Source organism: Acidiferrobacter sp. (assembly GCF_054609335.1).
On sequence record NZ_JBTRWP010000024.1, the window covers coordinates 1 to 16551 of the forward strand.

General features: G+C 63.3%; 19 protein-coding genes and 2 pseudogenes. 10 read left to right on the forward strand and 11 right to left on the reverse strand.

What is annotated here, in order from left to right:
• Nucleotides 1-8: 8 nt before the first annotated feature.
• Together ACYCTF_RS07965 and ACYCTF_RS07970 are read right to left on the reverse strand one after the other, a co-directional pair.
• Entirely contained in the window at nucleotides 9-530 is a 522-nt protein-coding gene (locus ACYCTF_RS07965) for a type III secretion system chaperone family protein (RefSeq protein WP_461282645.1), read from the reverse strand.
• A gap of 57 nt (nucleotides 531-587) precedes the next feature.
• Nucleotides 588-911, reverse strand: coding sequence for a hypothetical protein (locus tag ACYCTF_RS07970; protein ID WP_461282644.1), 324 nt, complete (start codon nucleotides 909-911; stop codon nucleotides 588-590).
• Between the two features lie 586 nt (nucleotides 912-1497).
• Between ACYCTF_RS07970 and ACYCTF_RS07975 the strand changes: the two genes are divergently transcribed.
• Complete coding sequence (locus tag ACYCTF_RS07975; protein WP_461282643.1) at nucleotides 1498-1965, forward strand: helix-turn-helix domain-containing protein; 468 nt, start codon at nucleotides 1498-1500, stop codon at nucleotides 1963-1965.
• 261 nt (nucleotides 1966-2226) lie between these two features.
• On the opposite strand, the pseudogene ACYCTF_RS07980 reads toward ACYCTF_RS07975, so the two are convergent.
• Nucleotides 2227-2334, reverse strand: a pseudogene (locus ACYCTF_RS07980) (transcriptional regulator); the annotation flags it as partial.
• Between the two features lie 175 nt (nucleotides 2335-2509).
• On the opposite strand from ACYCTF_RS07980, the gene ACYCTF_RS07985 reads away from it, so the two are divergent.
• Nucleotides 2510-2779 (forward strand): BrnT family toxin, encoded by a 270-nt coding sequence (locus ACYCTF_RS07985; protein WP_461282642.1) that lies wholly within the window; start codon nucleotides 2510-2512, stop codon nucleotides 2777-2779.
• The gene (locus tag ACYCTF_RS07990; RefSeq protein ID WP_461282641.1) at nucleotides 2763-3050 is read left to right on the forward strand and encodes a BrnA antitoxin family protein; all 288 of its coding nucleotides are present in this window, start codon (nucleotides 2763-2765) and stop codon (nucleotides 3048-3050) included. The genes ACYCTF_RS07985 and ACYCTF_RS07990 overlap by 17 nt, the downstream gene beginning before the upstream one ends.
• A gap of 137 nt (nucleotides 3051-3187) precedes the next feature.
• Here ACYCTF_RS07990 and ACYCTF_RS07995 read toward each other — a convergent pair.
• A pseudogene (locus ACYCTF_RS07995) lies at nucleotides 3188-3442 on the reverse strand (zinc ribbon domain-containing protein); the annotation flags it as partial.
• 43 nt (nucleotides 3443-3485) lie between these two features.
• On the opposite strand from ACYCTF_RS07995, the gene ACYCTF_RS08000 reads away from it, so the two are divergent.
• Nucleotides 3486-3923: a metallophosphoesterase family protein gene (locus ACYCTF_RS08000; protein WP_461282640.1), complete on the forward strand. Its 438-nt coding sequence runs from the start codon at nucleotides 3486-3488 to the stop codon at nucleotides 3921-3923.
• A gap of 19 nt (nucleotides 3924-3942) precedes the next feature.
• On the opposite strand, the gene ACYCTF_RS08005 is transcribed toward ACYCTF_RS08000, so the two are convergent.
• The gene (locus ACYCTF_RS08005; RefSeq protein ID WP_461282639.1) at nucleotides 3943-4908 is read right to left on the reverse strand and encodes a helix-turn-helix transcriptional regulator; all 966 of its coding nucleotides are present in this window, start codon (nucleotides 4906-4908) and stop codon (nucleotides 3943-3945) included.
• Between the two features lie 88 nt (nucleotides 4909-4996).
• On the opposite strand from ACYCTF_RS08005, the gene ACYCTF_RS08010 reads away from it, so the two are divergent.
• Nucleotides 4997-5644: a glutathione S-transferase family protein gene (locus tag ACYCTF_RS08010; RefSeq protein WP_461282638.1), complete on the forward strand. Its 648-nt coding sequence runs from the start codon at nucleotides 4997-4999 to the stop codon at nucleotides 5642-5644.
• Nucleotides 5645-5773: 129 nt separating this feature from the next.
• Nucleotides 5774-7177: an MFS transporter gene (locus ACYCTF_RS08015; protein WP_461284777.1), complete on the forward strand. Its 1404-nt coding sequence runs from the start codon at nucleotides 5774-5776 to the stop codon at nucleotides 7175-7177.
• Nucleotides 7178-7359: 182 nt separating this feature from the next.
• On the opposite strand, the gene ACYCTF_RS08020 is transcribed toward ACYCTF_RS08015, so the two are convergent.
• Complete coding sequence (locus ACYCTF_RS08020; RefSeq protein ID WP_461282636.1) at nucleotides 7360-8718, reverse strand: hypothetical protein; 1359 nt, start codon at nucleotides 8716-8718, stop codon at nucleotides 7360-7362.
• A 475-nt stretch (nucleotides 8719-9193) separates the two neighbouring features.
• Nucleotides 9194-9736, reverse strand: a complete 543-nt coding sequence (locus ACYCTF_RS08025; RefSeq protein WP_461282635.1) for a hypothetical protein — start codon at nucleotides 9734-9736, stop codon at nucleotides 9194-9196.
• 282 nt (nucleotides 9737-10018) lie between these two features.
• On the opposite strand from ACYCTF_RS08025, the gene ACYCTF_RS08030 reads away from it, so the two are divergent.
• The gene (locus ACYCTF_RS08030; RefSeq protein WP_461284771.1) at nucleotides 10019-10828 is read left to right on the forward strand and encodes a hypothetical protein; all 810 of its coding nucleotides are present in this window, start codon (nucleotides 10019-10021) and stop codon (nucleotides 10826-10828) included.
• Between the two features lie 156 nt (nucleotides 10829-10984).
• Here ACYCTF_RS08030 and ACYCTF_RS08035 read toward each other — a convergent pair whose 3' ends face one another.
• Nucleotides 10985-11458, reverse strand: a complete 474-nt coding sequence (locus tag ACYCTF_RS08035) for a hypothetical protein (protein WP_461282633.1) — start codon at nucleotides 11456-11458, stop codon at nucleotides 10985-10987.
• Between the two features lie 313 nt (nucleotides 11459-11771).
• Between ACYCTF_RS08035 and ACYCTF_RS08040 the strand changes: the two genes are divergently transcribed.
• Both ACYCTF_RS08040 and ACYCTF_RS08045 read left to right on the forward strand, forming a co-directional pair.
• A complete protein-coding gene (locus ACYCTF_RS08040; protein WP_461282632.1) occupies nucleotides 11772-12311 on the forward strand; it encodes a hypothetical protein in 540 nt (179 codons plus the stop codon).
• Nucleotides 12312-12315: 4 nt separating this feature from the next.
• Entirely contained in the window at nucleotides 12316-13137 is an 822-nt protein-coding gene (locus tag ACYCTF_RS08045; protein ID WP_461282631.1) for a thioredoxin family protein, read from the forward strand.
• Here ACYCTF_RS08045 and ACYCTF_RS08050 read toward each other — a convergent pair.
• Genes ACYCTF_RS08050 through ACYCTF_RS08060 form a run of 3 tightly spaced genes read right to left on the reverse strand, consistent with a single transcriptional unit; the run spans nucleotide 13134 to nucleotide 15806 of the window.
• Nucleotides 13134-14078, reverse strand: coding sequence for a YihY/virulence factor BrkB family protein (locus ACYCTF_RS08050; RefSeq protein WP_461282630.1), 945 nt, complete (start codon nucleotides 14076-14078; stop codon nucleotides 13134-13136). The genes ACYCTF_RS08045 and ACYCTF_RS08050 overlap by 4 nt on opposite strands.
• A gap of 52 nt (nucleotides 14079-14130) precedes the next feature.
• Nucleotides 14131-15186, reverse strand: coding sequence for a quinolinate synthase NadA (gene nadA, locus ACYCTF_RS08055; RefSeq protein ID WP_461282629.1), 1056 nt, complete (start codon nucleotides 15184-15186; stop codon nucleotides 14131-14133).
• A 2-nt stretch (nucleotides 15187-15188) separates the two neighbouring features.
• The gene (locus ACYCTF_RS08060; protein ID WP_461282628.1) at nucleotides 15189-15806 is read right to left on the reverse strand and encodes an NUDIX hydrolase; all 618 of its coding nucleotides are present in this window, start codon (nucleotides 15804-15806) and stop codon (nucleotides 15189-15191) included.
• Nucleotides 15807-15920: 114 nt separating this feature from the next.
• Here ACYCTF_RS08060 and ACYCTF_RS08065 point away from each other — a divergent pair, with 114 nt between their 5' ends.
• Nucleotides 15921-16496 (forward strand): NUDIX hydrolase, encoded by a 576-nt coding sequence (locus ACYCTF_RS08065; protein WP_461282627.1) that lies wholly within the window; start codon nucleotides 15921-15923, stop codon nucleotides 16494-16496.
• The last annotated feature ends 55 nt before the right edge of the window (nucleotides 16497-16551 follow it).

Here is a 16551-nt window from a genome sequence, read left to right on the forward strand (position 1 = left end):
TCCTGTCGTTACTGCAATGGCGTACCCGGTGCTACTTCGCCTTCGGCGTCCTGCCTCTCGGCCTCTTCGATGATATCCAGCGCGCTGCGGTCACTGAAGGCCACCGTCATGATTTCGGGGACGGAGCTGTCCATCACATGGATGGCGGCGAGCAGATTGGAGCGCACGATATCAGATGTCGCGATGGAGTCCCCGAGGAGCACCCCGAGCCGAAATTGAATATTCCCATCGTCGAGGTCGAGATGGTAGGCGCCGAGCTTGAGTGAGAAGTTTCTTCGGATGATCCATTCGGAGACTTGCGGGAATCGCGCCCTGGGTACATAAGTGGGCGAAGAGACGCTGGTCGCTAGGCTCCGCCAGTCCTTTTCGTCCTCGGTGCGGATCTCGCACTCCAGGGCACCACTGTCCCCCGTCACCTGAAAGTGGATGTACTCGGCATCCTCTATGCGGTAGTCGACCTCCAGCTCGTTTAGGACCTCCACCACGATATTTTGCAGCCCCGGATAGTTTTCGATACCGCTGGCGTTCATAAATCCCCCAACCGTTTATATGTCAACGAGAACCATGACCATGGTAAGGCGCGAAGCTTAGCCGTGCCACCCGCATTTTCGGCATAGGTATCCGGAGTCGAAAAGCCCCCCGACCGTTTCGCCGACCTTTTGGCCCGCCATCAAGCCCGCGATGCCGCCGCCTATTATGCCGACTACTGCGCCGATCGTAGTGCCGGCTACGGGAACCACGGTGCCTATTGTGGCGCCCAGGGCCGCACCGTCGAGGGCCCCGGTCGCCACTCCGGCGGCCCCGACGATGCCGCCGAGCGCGCCGCCTATGCGTCTTCCGCGATCGCGCGCGGTCCTATACTCGGTGACATGATCGCGGGTCTCGCAGCGGGGGCATTTGAGTGAGTTCATGGTGAGTGTGTCCTTTCGGTGTAAGGAGTATAGCGGGATCGAGTAGCGCGCCGGTCTCAGTCTCGCGCGGGTGTGTGGGTTAACTGCTGTCGCCGCTGGGTGTTTTCAAGGGGGATTTGAGACCGGCGTTAGGATCGGCAGATTTTCGGGTATTGATGACCGCCTGAGATGGGCGTCCCGCTGCCGGCGTCGAGCACGGCAAAGGCGTTCCAGAGTCCATGGAGCCCGGGCTTGCGCGCTGCGAGTGGTCTCGTGCGTGGCGCCACGCCTTTTGGTGGCAGTAGAGTCGGACTGCGCCGCGGTGATCGTAGGGCTGCTGCCCAAAGTGGCTGAGGAGGTCCAGGAGCAGCGGCGGCCTACTGCCGGTAACAACCCGGGCATGTCTCGTCGTGTGACTCGCGCCTCTCCTCTCTCCATCGTTGCTCCTTGGGAGGACTCTAGTACAAGATTGCAGGATATGCAAGTAACGCGAATATACAGTGTTATACGAATGTGCAAACTTCCTATAATAGGATATATTGCACAGATTCAGGTTTTGTGGGGCACAGAAATGAGCGAGGGTGCGGGATCTGGTCAGAATCCGAGGATGGCGACGACATCGAATGCGGTTCTTGGGCATCTTTTGGCGCTCATTCGCCGAAGGCGTGGCCTTACGCAGGCGCAAGTTGCCGAGAGCCTGGGTTTGGCCGGTTCGACTTGGTCGCGGGTTGAGAAGGGTGAAACAGCAATCACGGTGGAGCAGCTGCGCGCAGTGGCCGCCAAGCTCAACGTGAGCGCGACCGTCATCTTAGGGCTAGCCGAGCAGGCTGAGAATGCACTACGCCGCAGCGGTTTCGTTGTGGGCTCCGATATCGGTGGGAAGGCCGGCTTGGGTCAGGCGGCCACGGGGTCAGTTGGAATGGGCGCTGTATCGAAGGCGACTGCCCTCGGCGTGTTCGGTGCCATGCTTCCTTTGGTCGGGACGGCGCTCGGCGCTTTTTTGGGCAATACTCTCGGGCAGGCCCTGGAGAAGGCCTTGGCGGAGAACCTTGGTTCGTCGCCAGCCGCTCATTAGGGGAGTGACTCTACCGGGCACTGGATTACGAGAGTCACCAATGGGAGATTTCGCAGCGGGGCGTGGATCTCGCGGCGGACCTTTGGCTGCTGCCCCCAGGAGTAACACGCGGAGCGGACCCCTGAAGGTTTCGGGTTAGGAGGTCGAGCAGCGGGCCTCTGTGCCACTTCTCGTTGCGCACGTCGTCGTCGCTGTTTCAGTGCGCATGCGCGTTCGACGGTATTGGGCAAGAAGAGCGCAAGATCTTCTTTTTTTGAGGGGTGCGGCCATGGCCGGACCGAACCCTAGATCATGCGCGGGCCCCGGGAGGCCCGTGAGGAACAAGGCCTCCGCCTCGTCCTGCGAGAGGCCCGTGAGGCGCGTACGGTAGATCGAATGCCAGTTACCGTGACTAGGAGCTCTGGAGGAAGTTTTTGGGGCCTGGAAAGGCCTACGCGAAGGGGGAGTGAACCACCATGGCCCTCATCGGTATATATGACCTACGTACCAGGGCTGTGGTGGTCGCCATTTGCGCCCCCTACTTATTGTGCATACAATAAGTGGCGTGGAGATCACGTTTGATCCGGCTAAAGACGTCCTCAACACCGCCAAACACGGCGTGCCCTTGGCGCTGGCGTTGGAGCTGGAGTGGGGTGAGCTCCTGGCCCAGCCAGACACACGCCGCGATTATGGCGAGCTGCGTATGATCGGCTATGCGCCTATCGGTGCCCGGGTGTTTTGCGTGGTTTTCACGGATCGCGACGACCAACGGCGCATCATCAGCCTTAGAAAAGCCAATGCCAGAGAGGTAAAGCGCTATGCGAGTCAAATCTAAGTCTGGGCGGGTGTTTGAACTCCCCACAGCCAAGGCAGAATCCGCCATCCGGTCGGGAGTGGCTGCGGATCCCGACACCTACGAGCTAACGGATACCGAGTTTCGCCAACTGAAGAGAATGGGGCGGCCCCCGGCGTCTACGACCAAAGAGCGCGTGACCATACGCCTTTCTAGGGATGTGGTGGGCAGGTTCCGCGCCACCGGGCCTGGATGGCAAACGCGTATAGACGTCGTTCTCAAGGAATGGCTTGAAACGCACCACTCGATGTAAGGGTGGTTCCGCCGAGCCCAGCGCGAGCGACAGATCGGTGAAATGAACTGCTCCTGGCAAGCCCATCCAGCTATGGCGCGAGTTTCGTGCTCATTGCCGGCCGAACGGCCGGTCATCACGGCGAGACTTCCACCGCTTCACGCCTCGGACGGTTCCCGCCCGGACAACTTCGTTTCCAGCCAGCGCAACAGTACCAGAGCCGCATTTTCATCGCGGCCACAGGCGGCACCGCAATGCGGGCATTGCTGTTGTCGTTCCGAGAGCTTTTTCTTCTCGTCCGGCAATGTCCAGCACGCACATTGTGGGCCGCATGGCCCATGACAGTGTTGCGTCGGTTTGATCTCTTGTATCGGCGCTTCCTCATACCAGGACCCAGCCTCTTCCGCTTTGGTCCTGACCCTTTTTGAGGATCGGGCCTGGCCGGGAGACGTCTGGGTGAATCAAGAGGTGGCCCGCAGGGAGATATCGGACCACCGGGTCATACGGCGTCAGAAGAGGCTCTTTACGCCCGATGACGCCCTGGTCCTCCATCAGGCGGCGCATCGTTTCCTGGAGACACGTCTCGCCCACGCCTTCGCGGGCCCTACGGTCGTCGTTACGCATCACGGTCCCAGTCTGCTGTGCCGCCATCCGCGGTACCCGAACGGCCCTTTGGGCGCGGCCTTCTATTCCGATCTATCGGCGCTCATGCTGCGCTATGCCCCTGCGCTTTGGGTGTTTGGGCATACCCATGTCCCGCTCGACACCGTGGTAGGGGCGACCCGTCTATACAGCAATCCCCGTGGCTACCCCGGGGAAGCCCTGCCGATCCCTGACAAATTCGAACGATCCGGGATCGTCGAAGTTGTTGAGACATCTGGCGGTGGCCACTAGCGACGTAGGAGGCGACCCCTTAGCTGCCGTAAACGCGGGCCAAGGCCGCTATGGTCGCGGCCATCTGGGCGCGCAGAGCAGTCGGTGCCAGAACCTCGACTTCAGCCCCGAGTCGCAAGAGCTCCAGACAGGCCCCGTGCGACGACCCGATGGGCAGATGGGCCTGGCGCCAACCGTCGGCGTCGGTCGTGGGATCGACGATCATGCGGGCGCGCATATAGGGATTTGCGATCTGGCCGATCAGGCTTACACCGGCCGGAGAGAGTCTGATCGTGGCTTGCTCGGCGTGTAGTTCCGCCTGCAGACGTTCGGTGCTGTCGCGCCAGTAGCAGGCGAGATCAAATCTCTCCGGAGGTTCGAAGTGTTCATCGAGAATGCACAGTTCGAGGATGCGCCCGACACGGTAGGTGCGGATGGCTCCGTCACGGCGCCCGACCAAATACCAGGCGCCGCTTTTCAATACGAGGCCAAGGGGCTCCACGCGTCGCTCTCTCTCCTCCTTCCAGCTTCGGTAACGCATGTGAATCGCGCATTGTTCGCGGATCGCGCGGCTTAAGCGCGGCAGAGCCGCGGGGTGTTCCATCGCGGCAAACCAGCCCGTCACGTCGAGATGGAAGCGCCCGCGGGCCCGCGAGGCCTCCAGGCGCAGGTCGGCCGGCAGGGCCGCCAAGAGCTTGAGTTCCGCCGCGGCCATGGCCGGACCGAACCCTAGATCATGCGCGGGCCCCGGGAGGCCCGTGAGGAACAAGGCCTCCGCCTCGTCCTGCGAGAGGCCCGTGAGGCGCGTACGGTAACCGTCCAGAAGCCGGTATCCGCCGGTGGATCCGCGTTCGCTGTAGATCGGTATGCCAAGCGCGCTCAGCGCCTCTACGTCACGGTAGATTGTGCGCAGCGAGACCGCGCATTGCGCGGCGAGGGCCGGTGCCGTGGCGGCGCCCCGGGCTTGGAGCGCCATGAGGATCGAGAGAAGACGGCTTGCGCGCATGACTAGGCCCCAACAAACCTGACAATAGGTGACAGGTATTGGGATTATCGTCCGGGCCTTGCCTCACCACAAGCGAAGGAGAAAGGTCATGGGCACGGAGCCGGCTGTCGTGTTTTTTCATGCCCCGCAGACACGCTCGAGCGGGACACGCGTTTTGTTGGAAGAGCTGGGCGCGCCGTACGAACTCAGGGTTCTGAACATGCAGGCCGGCGAACAGCGTCAGGCGGAGTATCTGAAGATTAATCCGCTCGGAAAGGTGCCGACGATCAAGGACGGCGATGCGATTATTACAGAGCAGGTGGCGATTTTCATTTACCTGGCCGACCGTTTTCCGCAGGCCGGGCTTGCGCCGCCGGTCCATGATCCGCGTCGTGGCCCCTATTTGCGCTGGATCGCCTATTACGGCAGTTGCTACGAGCCCGCGCTGATCGATCGCGCCCTGAAGCGGGAGCCGGCGCCCTTGAAGACTTCGCCCTACGGGGAGTTCGACTCCATGTTCCAGGTCCTGGCAGACCAGATCGCCACGGGCCCCTACCTGCTCGGTGACACCCTGACTGCCGCCGACATCCTCTGGGGCGTGGCGCTCGACTGGAGCATACGTTTTGGCCTATTGCCGCCAAACGCGGCCATAAGCAGCTATGTGGCGCGCATCACGAAACGCAAGAGCTTCATCGATGTGAACGCCCGCGATACGCAGCTTGCCGCCCAGCATGCGGCGGCCATGACGCCCGGCTGATAAACCCAACGTAATAACGGGAATAACGGGCGCGCGGCGCCTGGGGGCCCACAACGGCGGGCGCCCCCGTGGAGTAAAGCCGCACCCGCCCCGCTTTGGGATGTGAACATCGTGGAAAAGATCGATTCTTTGGCGACCGCGCCTTATGACGTGGCGCACAACGCTCCGCCGCGCGCCACGCGACTTACGCTCGCCACGCTCTGCATGGCGGTGCTGATCGCGCAGATCGACACCTCCGTGGTGAATCTGGCGGTGCGCCCTATAGGGCACTATTTTCATGCTGGCATAGCTTCCCTGCAGTGGGTCGTCGATGGCTACAATCTTGTCTATGCGATCCTGCTTCTCACAGGTGGTCTGTTGGCCGACCTCTACGGGCGTCGGCGGGTCTTTATGGTGGGGGCGGCCGTTTTTGCCGTAACGTCATTTCTGTCTACGTTTGCGCCTTCCCTGCTGTTCCTGGTCGCCGCCCGCGCCCTGGCCGGGGCCGGCGCCGCCTTATTGTTGCCGGCCTCGCTTGCCACCGTGCGCGTGGTATGGACGGACCCCGTCTCCCGGGGCCGGGCCCTCGGCATCTGGGCGGCCTGCAATGGGCTTGCCTTCGTTGTCGGGCCGGCCCTGGGCGGGTTTTTGATCGGTCATTTCGGTTGGCGCAGCATCTTTCTTGTGGTGGCGCCGGTGGCGATTGCCACTTTGCTCCTTGCGCCACGCGCCCTGCCGGAGTCGTCCGATCCCAAGGATCGTCACTTCGATGCCGGGGGCCAGATCTTCGGGGCGCTCGCGCTCGCCGGGCTTGTCGCGGCCGCCATTGCCTGGCGGCAGACGCCCGTTGCGGCGGCACTTATCGTGGGCGCGGGACTGGCCTTGGCTCTTTTTCTGCGCATCGAGCGACATCGGGGTGCCGCGGCGCTCGTGCCGCTCGACCTCATGCGCGCTCGATTATTCCGTGGCGCGCTTACGGCCACGGCCGGCATGACCTTCGGCATGTATGGGGCCATCTTCCTGATGCCGCTCTTCTGGATCACGGAAGGCGCGCTCACGCCCATGGGCGCCGGACTAGCCTTGATGCCCATGGCGCTCGTTTTCACGCTGGTGTCGCCGCTTTCTGGGGCGCTCACCGCGCGATTTGGGCAGCGCGTGGCGGCGGCCGGCGGTGTGGCGGTGATAGGTTGCGGTCTCCTGGAGATCAGCCTGACTGCGCATAGCGCCTCGCTGCCTGAAACCGAGATCGGTCTGGTCCTTGCGGGCCTCGGCATGGGGTTTGCCACAGGACCGCTCATGGGGGCCGCGGTGGGGGCCGTTTCGCAGGCGCGTTCCGGGACCGCCGCCTCCCTCATCAATGTCGCGCGCATGATTGGCGGCACCCTAGGTGTCGCTATACTGGGGGCGGTCTTTACGGCGGCGGGAGGCGGATCTCCAGGCCTTTTTTGGGCCCTGGGGCTTGGCGGAGGGGTTCAGCTGTGCGCCGCGGCTTGGGCACAGGCGGCCATGCGTGATCGGAACCCGCCCGCACGGCAGGTGGCACAGAGGTCGTAGGGCTCGCAGTGAGGCCTCTGAGGTGAGCGGGTCGCGATGGTGGTGCGCGGCAGGAAACCTACGGAAGTGACGCAGAGAGCTTCAAGAGGTTTTTGGGCGCAGGAACCCCCAGCATTCGCGGTGGGGGGAAGGTGCCAAAAAAGAAGGGGGCTTGCGCCCCCTCAACTGACGACAGGAGTCGGTTACCAGAGGAACCAGGCCAGGATGTAGAGACTGTTGCTGCGCGAGGCGCCCGCGGTCTGGCCGTCGAACTTGCTGTAGGCGGTGTACTGCAGCGTGAACTGGGTGTTCTCCCAGGGCAGATAGGTCAGCCGTGTCTCAAAGCCCGTCGAGGCTGGGCTGCCGTTGCCGCTCGGCGTTTGGTACCAGGCCTGATCGGATGTGCCATTGTTTGTAAAGAAGCTCTCGCCCACCTGGTAGTGCAGGCCGAACTGGTAGGTGCCGGTGAAGCGCAGATTGTTCAGGTTCTGGTGGCTTGCGATCGCGGGATCGGCCGTGTGGCTTGAGGCCAGATCTTGGCGCTCGTGGACTAGGCTTGCGTAGAGCGTCAGCAGATCGTTGCCGAAGTGGTGGTCGAACTGGCTGTCGACCGCAACATCGGTGTATTGGTCGGAGACGCCGGGCACGCCCGTGCCGAATTCACCGCCCAGGAAATCCGCGTGCATACCGAAAGTCCCGACCTCGAGGTAGTTGTTGCCGAAGCTATGCTGCCAGGCCAAGCGCCAGTACGGGGCGACGCCATTTATGATCTGGTTTTCAGCGCCACTATTGGTCGTCGGGTTGGTGGGTTTCGTCCCTTGCTGGAGCACGCTCCGGTAGACCGTGAGGTCTTCGTACCAGGCGTTGTTCCACATCGAGTATTCCCCAAAGCCCGCCACCTGCTGCGCGAGCCCCTCGTTGACCAAGGTCGAAGTTGCGCCGTTCGGCGCCGGGGCGATGTTGGAATGGCCCCACGGGAAGGACCATGCGGGGGTGTCGTTCCAGAGATCCTCGACGCCCGGATTGTTGTTGGCATCGAGGCCCCATGCGACCGATTGGCCGCCCAGCATCGATTGGCGCGCGTAGCGGACGTCGGTATTGTCGAACCCGAAGCTTCCTCCTCCGTTGTCATAGGTGATCTGCATGAAGGCGCCTATGTGCGGCGTGACCTCGCCTGCATAGAAGAGGCTCAGCTGTTGGGGGAACTCAATGTTGGTGTTCTGCGCCTTGGTGCCAGTCGTCGTCTTGCTCGCAGGCTCATTGGTGAGTGTCGTCATCGACAACTGCACCATGGCCGATAGCGGCGGCAGACGGTTGATCGACAGATCCTTGCCGCTCTTGACCTGCTTTAGGGTCGTGAGTGTATAGCCGTCCAACTTGAACTGCCGCCCGAAGGCTGTGAGCTGCGGGGGCACGTCGTGGCAGACGGCGCAAGCGAGTCCCGTCTGGCGGGCGAAGCTTGGGACCGCGTAGGCCTTTAAGGAAAAGAGGCCGAGCGCCGTGGCGGCCACGGCGTGCAAGGCGCGCGTGTAGGGAATCGTTCTTCCCGTGATCTTCTTCATATACCCTCCCTCTGTGTGTCGGCCGTCCGTGATCCGCAAAGATTCCCGGGCCGGCCAGTCTCGTTCGCCATGAGATTAGGGAGGGGGGCGAGCCCATGTAATGATATATCTCAAAGTGCTAATATAATTCTATGCGGATATTACGAGCCACAAAGCGCCGGGACCCCTTGTGTGGGCCGGTAGACGGTGCGAAATCATGGGGCGTGGGGACCGCGGCCCCAGCGTATCTCAAAAGGGGTAGGCCCGACCTTCGGTCATGATGATGTGGCGTTGAGCCGCGTCGGCACGGTAGCGTGAGGGGTCGCGAAAGTCTCTCCCTGGATGCGCCCCGCAAACGACGGGGCCCGCGCCTCCTGGGGCCGCGCGGGTTGCGCAGGATCGCGACACAGATGACCGCACGCGTTTGATGCATCCCAAAGCCATGGGGATGCGAGCCCTCAGAGGCCGGCTGTGGGTCTCCTCGGCCGATCGCGGCTTAGGGCTTGCGCGGCCGCGTGCCGCTTCCGGGCCGTTCGGCCTTTTCCATGCGCGCTATGAGGTCGCGGTCATGCTCGTCCCGATAGGGCTTGAGGTCGAGATCCGCAGGCACATGTTGGAGGCGTTCGTCGCCCACGGTCTTCACATACTGTTGCATGAAGCGGTCATAGGCGCGCCATGAGATGCGGTCGGCGCGGACCGCCGATTCCTCCGCCCGGGTCGCGATCTGATGGGCGTGAAGGTAGTGTAGGTCGAGTTCGTCGATCAGGGCCTTTTCGACGGCCTCGTGCAGGATGAGGTAGCGATCGACCTCCACAGTCCGTCCCTTGTCCGTGAAGGTTCGCGGCAGGTGACGGTCGATGTAGATCGTACGCCCATCCTGGCTGTAGCCCGCGAGATAGGGGATGTCGCAATCGCGCCGTAGTGTGACGCGTTTGAGGATGGCGTCGACCGTACGATCCAACATCAAAGTCGAGACATACCAGTCGGGGATGCGCAGCTTGCGGTGGGGGGCTAGCGGATGGCAGCTGGTCGTGGGCATGAGGCCTCCTTGTGACATCGTGTGTCTCTGAGTATAGGGCCGCCTTGCGTTCAAGGGGTGTGGATCCGGACTTCTCTTTCGTCTGCGGTCCCGCAAGGTCCGGCCGATCGGCATTGCAAGGTATTTTGGACTTTCACGCGGCAGTCGTGGAATGATAGGGCGCACATTGTGGGGCGTCCGGCGGGTAGGGGTTCGCGACGAACGGTTTTGCGTGGCGTATGGGGCGCGCATAGAGTGGAGTCGGCGTTCGATGGTGCCATCGTGCGGTGATAAGGGGGTTCTATGGGGCGTTGGATGAGGCTATGGGCCATGACGATCGGGGCCCTGCTCTTGCTGAGCGGATGTGTCATGCCACCCGGACGTTACGGGTACTCGGGGGCCGTCGTGGTCGGGGCGCCGCAGGCGGCGTTTACCTTCGATGACGGCGTTGCCGCCTATTACCAGTCGGCCTACGGCGTCTACGTGTATGAAGATGATGGGGTGTATTACCGCTGGACCGATGGGGCCTGGGTGTATGCAAACGACTATGGCGGCCCGTGGGCGCCGGTGGTCGGGACCGTCTATTTGCCGCCCCTGCTCGTGTACGGTCCGCCTCCGCCCCTTGTTCGCTACCGTCCCTATTTTCTGTGGTGGCGCGGGCATTTCGCCCGCTGGTATGCCATCCACCATCCGCGCTGGTGGTATCGGCACCGTGTCTATATGCGCAGCTACCCCGTCTGGCGCGCGCATGTCGTTCAATTCTACGAGCGCCACCCGGACCGCCGCCCCGGGATGCGGGCGTTTTACCATCAGCGCGAGCAAAGGCTTGATCGCCGCGGGCTCCCGCTTGGGGCGATGCGCCGTCCCGAGGATCGCCGTCCCGTCCGCGGCCCCGGGGTGCAGACGTTTTACCATCAGCGCGAGCAAAGGCTTGATCGCCGCGGGCCCCCGCTTGGGGCGATGCGCCGTCCCGAGGATCGCCGTCCCGTCCGCGGTCCCGGGGTGCGGCGTCCGGGCCCCCCGCTTTACGGTCCGCCGCCCGCGCGTCACATGCGCCCCTTTCCGCATCCCCGCGGGCGCAATCGGCGAGATCACGAGGATCGCGGACATTGACGCGATGACCGATAGGGCCGGGGCCGTTTTTCGGTCCCGGCGTGATGTGCGGCGGATTAAGGGGGCGCGGGACACCCGCCCTCTTGGGTGGGCGAAGCGCGCCCATAAACCGTGCTACTGGGTCAGAAGCGCGCCCGCTTGAGCGGGTTTGGTGGGTCAGGAGCGGATGAGTGCGGCCTGTCCCGGTCGCGCCGCAATGCGGGGCGCGCGCGGTCCCTTGGCGGCGGCGCGACGCACCAGGGGATCGGGGTCTTCTTTGAGCGCCTCGCGCAGCCCTTGCGGGAGGGCGGGATTGCGCGCGATGAAGTAGCGGACGTTGGGGTCGCGATCGGCGGCGCAGCGTGCGGCCTGTGTCGGCGTGAGGTCAGGACGCTTGGCGATACAGAGGCGGATCACATGGTCCTGATCCCCGAGGAAGGCCGCAATCTCGCTGGGCGTGAGGTCGGCGCGCCGCGCGAAGTAGCAGCGCACCTGCATCCACTGTTCGCGCTGGACTATGAGTGTGCGCTCCTCTGGGTTCAAGCGCTCCTGCAAGGCAAGGCTTAGACGGTCTTCCAGAGATAGGGCCTTATAGGCCTTCTCCGTTAGGGGCAGGGGGTTCCCGGTTGTGTCGCGTGCAGGCTCTTGCATCGCGCAAGTTTAGCCTGAAGCGGCCCGGCCCGAAAGACGTTTTCCTTCGGCCCTTCAATATATTGGGAGCGAAATAGTGTCCTGCGCGCGGCTTGCACGGCGAGCGCGCCTACGGATATCTTGGCCGGATATCTCCATGGCGCGCCTGGAGGGCTTGAACGGGTTTTGGCTCGTTCGTGACGGTTGACCCCCGTGCATTCTCCGTGGAGCTCGTGCGGCACGGCCAGCTGTATGGCAGTCGCGTCTTCGCGGCCGCCCAAGGAAAGATTGTGGGGCGCCCCGTCCGCATGCCCGGCGGCCGGCCGGAGAGTGAGTGTCCTGCGATCTGTGTTATAATCGCGCGCAGGTCTCGGTGTTTGAAATTCGCCCGGACAAGACCCATGTTGATCCCACCATGCAGATGACCTCTCTCCGGATGCACCCTGCGGCCTTACAGGCCGCGAGCCTTGTTCTCGCGCTCATGATCGCATGGCCCGCAATGGCCGGTGCCCGACTGGATCGGGGGTACTCGACCTACCTCCAGGTGGCACCGATTTTTACGCCGAAGCAGCAATCGCTCCTGTATTTACTGAATACGCCACCCACGCGGCCCATGAGGGCGCACGCTGGTGCGGCCGGTGGCAGCGCCTTGAGCGCGCTCGGGCAGGCGCTCGTCCTGAAGCCTGATCTGGGCGCTTGTCAGTCGTTCAAACACGGCTGCCGTGAAGGCGATATCGTCACCTTGCCCCATAATGACGTGATGCGGACCATGGGCGCGGGGCTTGGCATGCGTGTGGGCGGCGTGCGCTTCGAGTACGCCTACGGCCTTCATACCGGGGCCAATTTCATAGGGATTAGGAAAAGTATACCCTGAGGCCATGGGTGTCCTTTCCTACATCGTCGACGGCAGCGCGGAAAACTTTCCGCGGCTCGTGCTTGAGAACTCGCGGCGCGGCCCGGTCGTGGTCAATTTCTGGTCACCACGCGCCGGGCCTTGTCTGGTGCTGATGCCGCGCCTAGTGCGGGTCGCTCAGGAGTACGGCGGTCGCGTGCTGCTTGTGATGCTCAACACCGACGAATATGGCGAGCTTGCCACGCGGCTCGGGGTTCGTGCCCTGCCGCTCGTCAAGGTCTTCCGTGGCGGCGCGGAGGTCGATAGCCTCCAAGGGGTGCAGTCGGAACCGGAGCTGCGGGGTTTCTTCGGGAAGTATGCGCCACGCTCTGATGCGGTCGCGGGCGCTTATGTCCGCGGGGAGATCGCGCAGGCGGCGCGTCTGGCGGCGCAGGCGGCCTTGGAGCGCCCCGAGGACCCGGAGGCGGCCTTGCGGGTGGCAAGGCTTCTCGTTCTCGATAAGCGGCCACGCGAAGCCTTCACGCTGCTGGAGGCTCTGCCGCCACAGGGGCGCGCGCAGGGCGAGATCGCCCTGCTGCATGCCCACCTGGCCTTGCTTGTCACGGCGCTCGAAGGCGACACCGTGCCCCCTCCGGCCTCGGAGGCCGAGGTTTTGTTCCGGGCGGCAGCGACGGCCGTGGCGCGCGACGATTATGTGGGCGCTTGCGAGAATCTTGTCGAGTCAGCGGCGTGCGATTCCGGATTTCGCCAGGGCCTGGCATTGCGGGCCGCGCACGCCTTGGCGACGCTCCCCATGGCGCACGAGGCGCGTGTGCGTATCGAAACCTTGCTCACGGACAGGCCTTAGCGCCTGAGTGCTTGGTGTGTGTGTGTATTCGGTGCCGGGCCCCGCGTATCGGTCGGGGCCTCGGTTTTTTTATCGATCCCCTCCCCAGCGTGCTTGATGACGGAATTGATCTGGCCGCCGATGAGCAGGACGAGGCCATCGAGATACATCCAGGTCATCAGTACGATCACCGCGCCGATCGAACCGTAGGTCCTGTTGTACGAGCCGAAGTGGTTGACATAGAACGCAAAAAGTAGCGACGTTGCGATCCATCCGAAGACCGCGAACAGCGATCCCGGCGTGAGCCAGCGCCACTCCTGGCGCACGTTGGGCGTGAAGTAATACAAAAGCGCCGCGGCCAGGATTACGGCAAGCAGCAAGATGGGCCAGCGAATGATATCGAGAACAAACGGGAGCAGATCGAACCCGAGGCGGTGGGCGAGGGCCTTGGCTGCGAGCGGGCCGAAGAAGAAGATGGCGACCGCGATCATGAGCACGAGCGCGAGCGCGAATACGAGAAGCACGGCCATCAGGAACACGCGCCAATAAGGCCGCTCCTCGCGCACGCCGTAGGCCCGATTCATGCCCGCGCTGATTGCCGTTATGGCGCTGCTTGCAGAATAGAGCGCAAACACTACCCCAAAGGAGAGGAGCCCGTTTTGGTGTTGATGGAGTAGGCCCTCTAAATTGCTCTTCACGAGCGCCAAGGCTTGAGTGGGCAGAATCTTGCCGAGTACGCTCAGCACTGTATGTGTGCGATGGTGTGTGGGCAGATAGGCAAGCATCGTCGTAAGAAACAGCATGAATGGGAAGAGCGACAGGAAGAAATAATAGGCGAGCTGGGCGCTGTAGCCCGTCAGCCCATTCTCGCTCGCGCCGATGGCAACGCGCTTCAGGAGGCCCCAGGAGCCCAGGTGCCCCACAGTGCGGGTAAGAGACTTGCGGTCAGCCTTGAGGGTCATACCCCCAGCATAAGGGGGCCGGCAGTGATCTTGGGAGGGCCGAACGGTCCGGCTACGCGTTACCAAGTCCCAGCACTTCAGCCTTCTCGGAAGCAGCGAACTCCAGCATGCGCAAGACCGGCTCGAGCGCGCGGCGGCGGATTGATTCTTCTATGTGGATCTCGGGACCACCCGTGGCGAGGGCGGCCTCGAGCGAGGCTAAGGAGTTCATGGCCATCCAGGGGCAATGTGCGCACGATTTGCAGGTCGCCCCGCGACCGCCGGTGGGCGCCTCCAGGAACTCTTTGCCGGGCGCGGCCTGGCGCATTTTGTACAGGATGCCGTTATCGGTGGCGACGATGAAGCGCCGCGCGGATCTCGTCCTGGCCGCCTCGATCATCGCGGTCGTGGAGCCGACCATGTCGGCCAGCGCGATCACGGCCTCCGGCGATTCCGGATGCGCAAGGACATCCGCGTCCGGATATCTTTGCTTCAGATCGACGAGCGCCTGCGCACGGAATTCCTCGTGGACGACGCACGCGCCCTGCCAGAGCAGCATGTCCGCTCCGCTTTCACGCCGCACATAGTCGCCGAGGTGACGGTCCGGCGCCCATAGTATCTTCTCTCCCCGGCTCTTCAGATAACGGGCGAGACGCAACGCGATGCTTGATGTTACGACCCAGTCGGCGCGCGCCTTAACCTCCGCGCTCGTGTTCGCGTAGACGACCACGGTGCGGTCGGGGTGCGCGTCACAGAAGGCGCTGAACGCATCCGCCGGGCAGCCCTCGTCGAGTGAGCAGGTCGCCTCGAGGGTTGGCATGAGGACGCGTTTTTCGGGATTCAATATCTTGGCCGTTTCACCCATGAATCGCACGCCGGCCACTACCAGGGTGCGGGCCTTGTGCTCATGACCGAAGCGCGCCATGTCCAGGGAGTCGGAGACATAACCGCCCGTGTCCTCGGCAAGCGCCTGCAGGTCAGCGTCCGTGTAATAGTGTGCGACCAGCACGGCATCCTGCTCGACAAGCAGCTTCTTGATGCGCTGGATCCTGCGCGCGCGGTCGAGCTCCGCGATGGCCCCGTTGCGATCCGTGGGGCGCATGGGTAGTGCGCTGGTATTCGTCGGCATCGTCATCTCCCCCAAGGAAGCCTCGCATCGCGTAAGCGATAGAGCCGGGCGGGGCGGTGAGACCCCTCGCGCCGCGCATCGTGGGTTTCGACGAGATCCCAGGATGCGCGGATGCGCCGGCGGAAGTTGCGTTTATCGAGCGTCTGGCGCCCGATGATCTCATAGACGGTCTGGAGTTCTCCGAGCGTGAAGCGCTCAGCCAGAAACTGATAGGCGATTGGGGCGTACTCAAGCTTGCCCGCGAGCCGCTCGCACGCACGCTCCACGATGACCCGGTGTTCTTCGATCAAGGTGGGTGCGGGGGTCGGATCGACCCAGTCGACCCCGATGCGCCCGATGCGCAGCCGATCATGCGGGGCCAGCGCGTAATAGGCGACGATCGCGCGCGGATCGCCCAGTCCGCCGTCAAAGGTGTAGAGCTGCTCGAGGAACACATCCTCGATGCCTGCTGTTTCCCACAGGGCGCGGCGGGCGCAGGCCTCCAAGGTCTCGCCTTCCTTGAGGGGGGCGCTCGGGATCCGTCCCTGTTCCCCTTCCAGTCGCAGAAACTCCAGCCTTTCGCGTATCGTAAAAAGTGCAACGGCTGCCGCGATCGGGGCGGAAGGCTTGGTGTCATTCATACACGAACGCTACGCCCCCAGCCCTCCCTCGTCAAGCATCACCGGCTTGGTCGGATACGAGGCGCGTCATGGGTCCGCTACACGCTTGGGGCCTACTGGCGCTACAATCGCAGTATGATCTTTTGTCGTAACTGCGGTAGGGGCTTGAGCCGCCGGATCCCGGAGGGGGACACGCGGCCGCGCGATGTCTGCGATCACTGTTCCTCCATCCACTACGAGAACCCCAAGGTCGTGGCCGGCTGCCTGCCTCTCTGGGAGGGGCAGGTATTACTGTGCCGACGTGCCATAGAACCCCGTCGCGGCCTATGGACGCTCCCCGCCGGATTCATGGAGAATGAGGAGACGACCAGCGAGGCGGCGGCGCGCGAGACCTGGGAGGAGGCGCAGGCGCGCGTGGAGATCGACGGCCTCTACACTTTGTTCAATCTGCCGCATATAAGCCAAGTCTACCTCATGTTCCGCGCCCGACTGCGCGATCTCGATTTTGGCCCCGGCCCCGAGAGCCTCGAGGTCGCGCTCTTTCCTGAGACGCAGATCCCGTGGGACGAGATCGCCTTCCCGGCAGTCCGCGAGACGTTGAAGCTCTATTTCAACGACCGCCCGCGCGGTCTCTACCCGTTCCGTGCTGGTGATCTGACGAGGAGCACCGACGGACGGGACTATCAGGTCCATTTTCTATCGTCCTCTTGAAAGTTCGGGCCTGCACCCCCACCAAAGGGCTGGAGCACGCGGAGTTGGGGCGAGC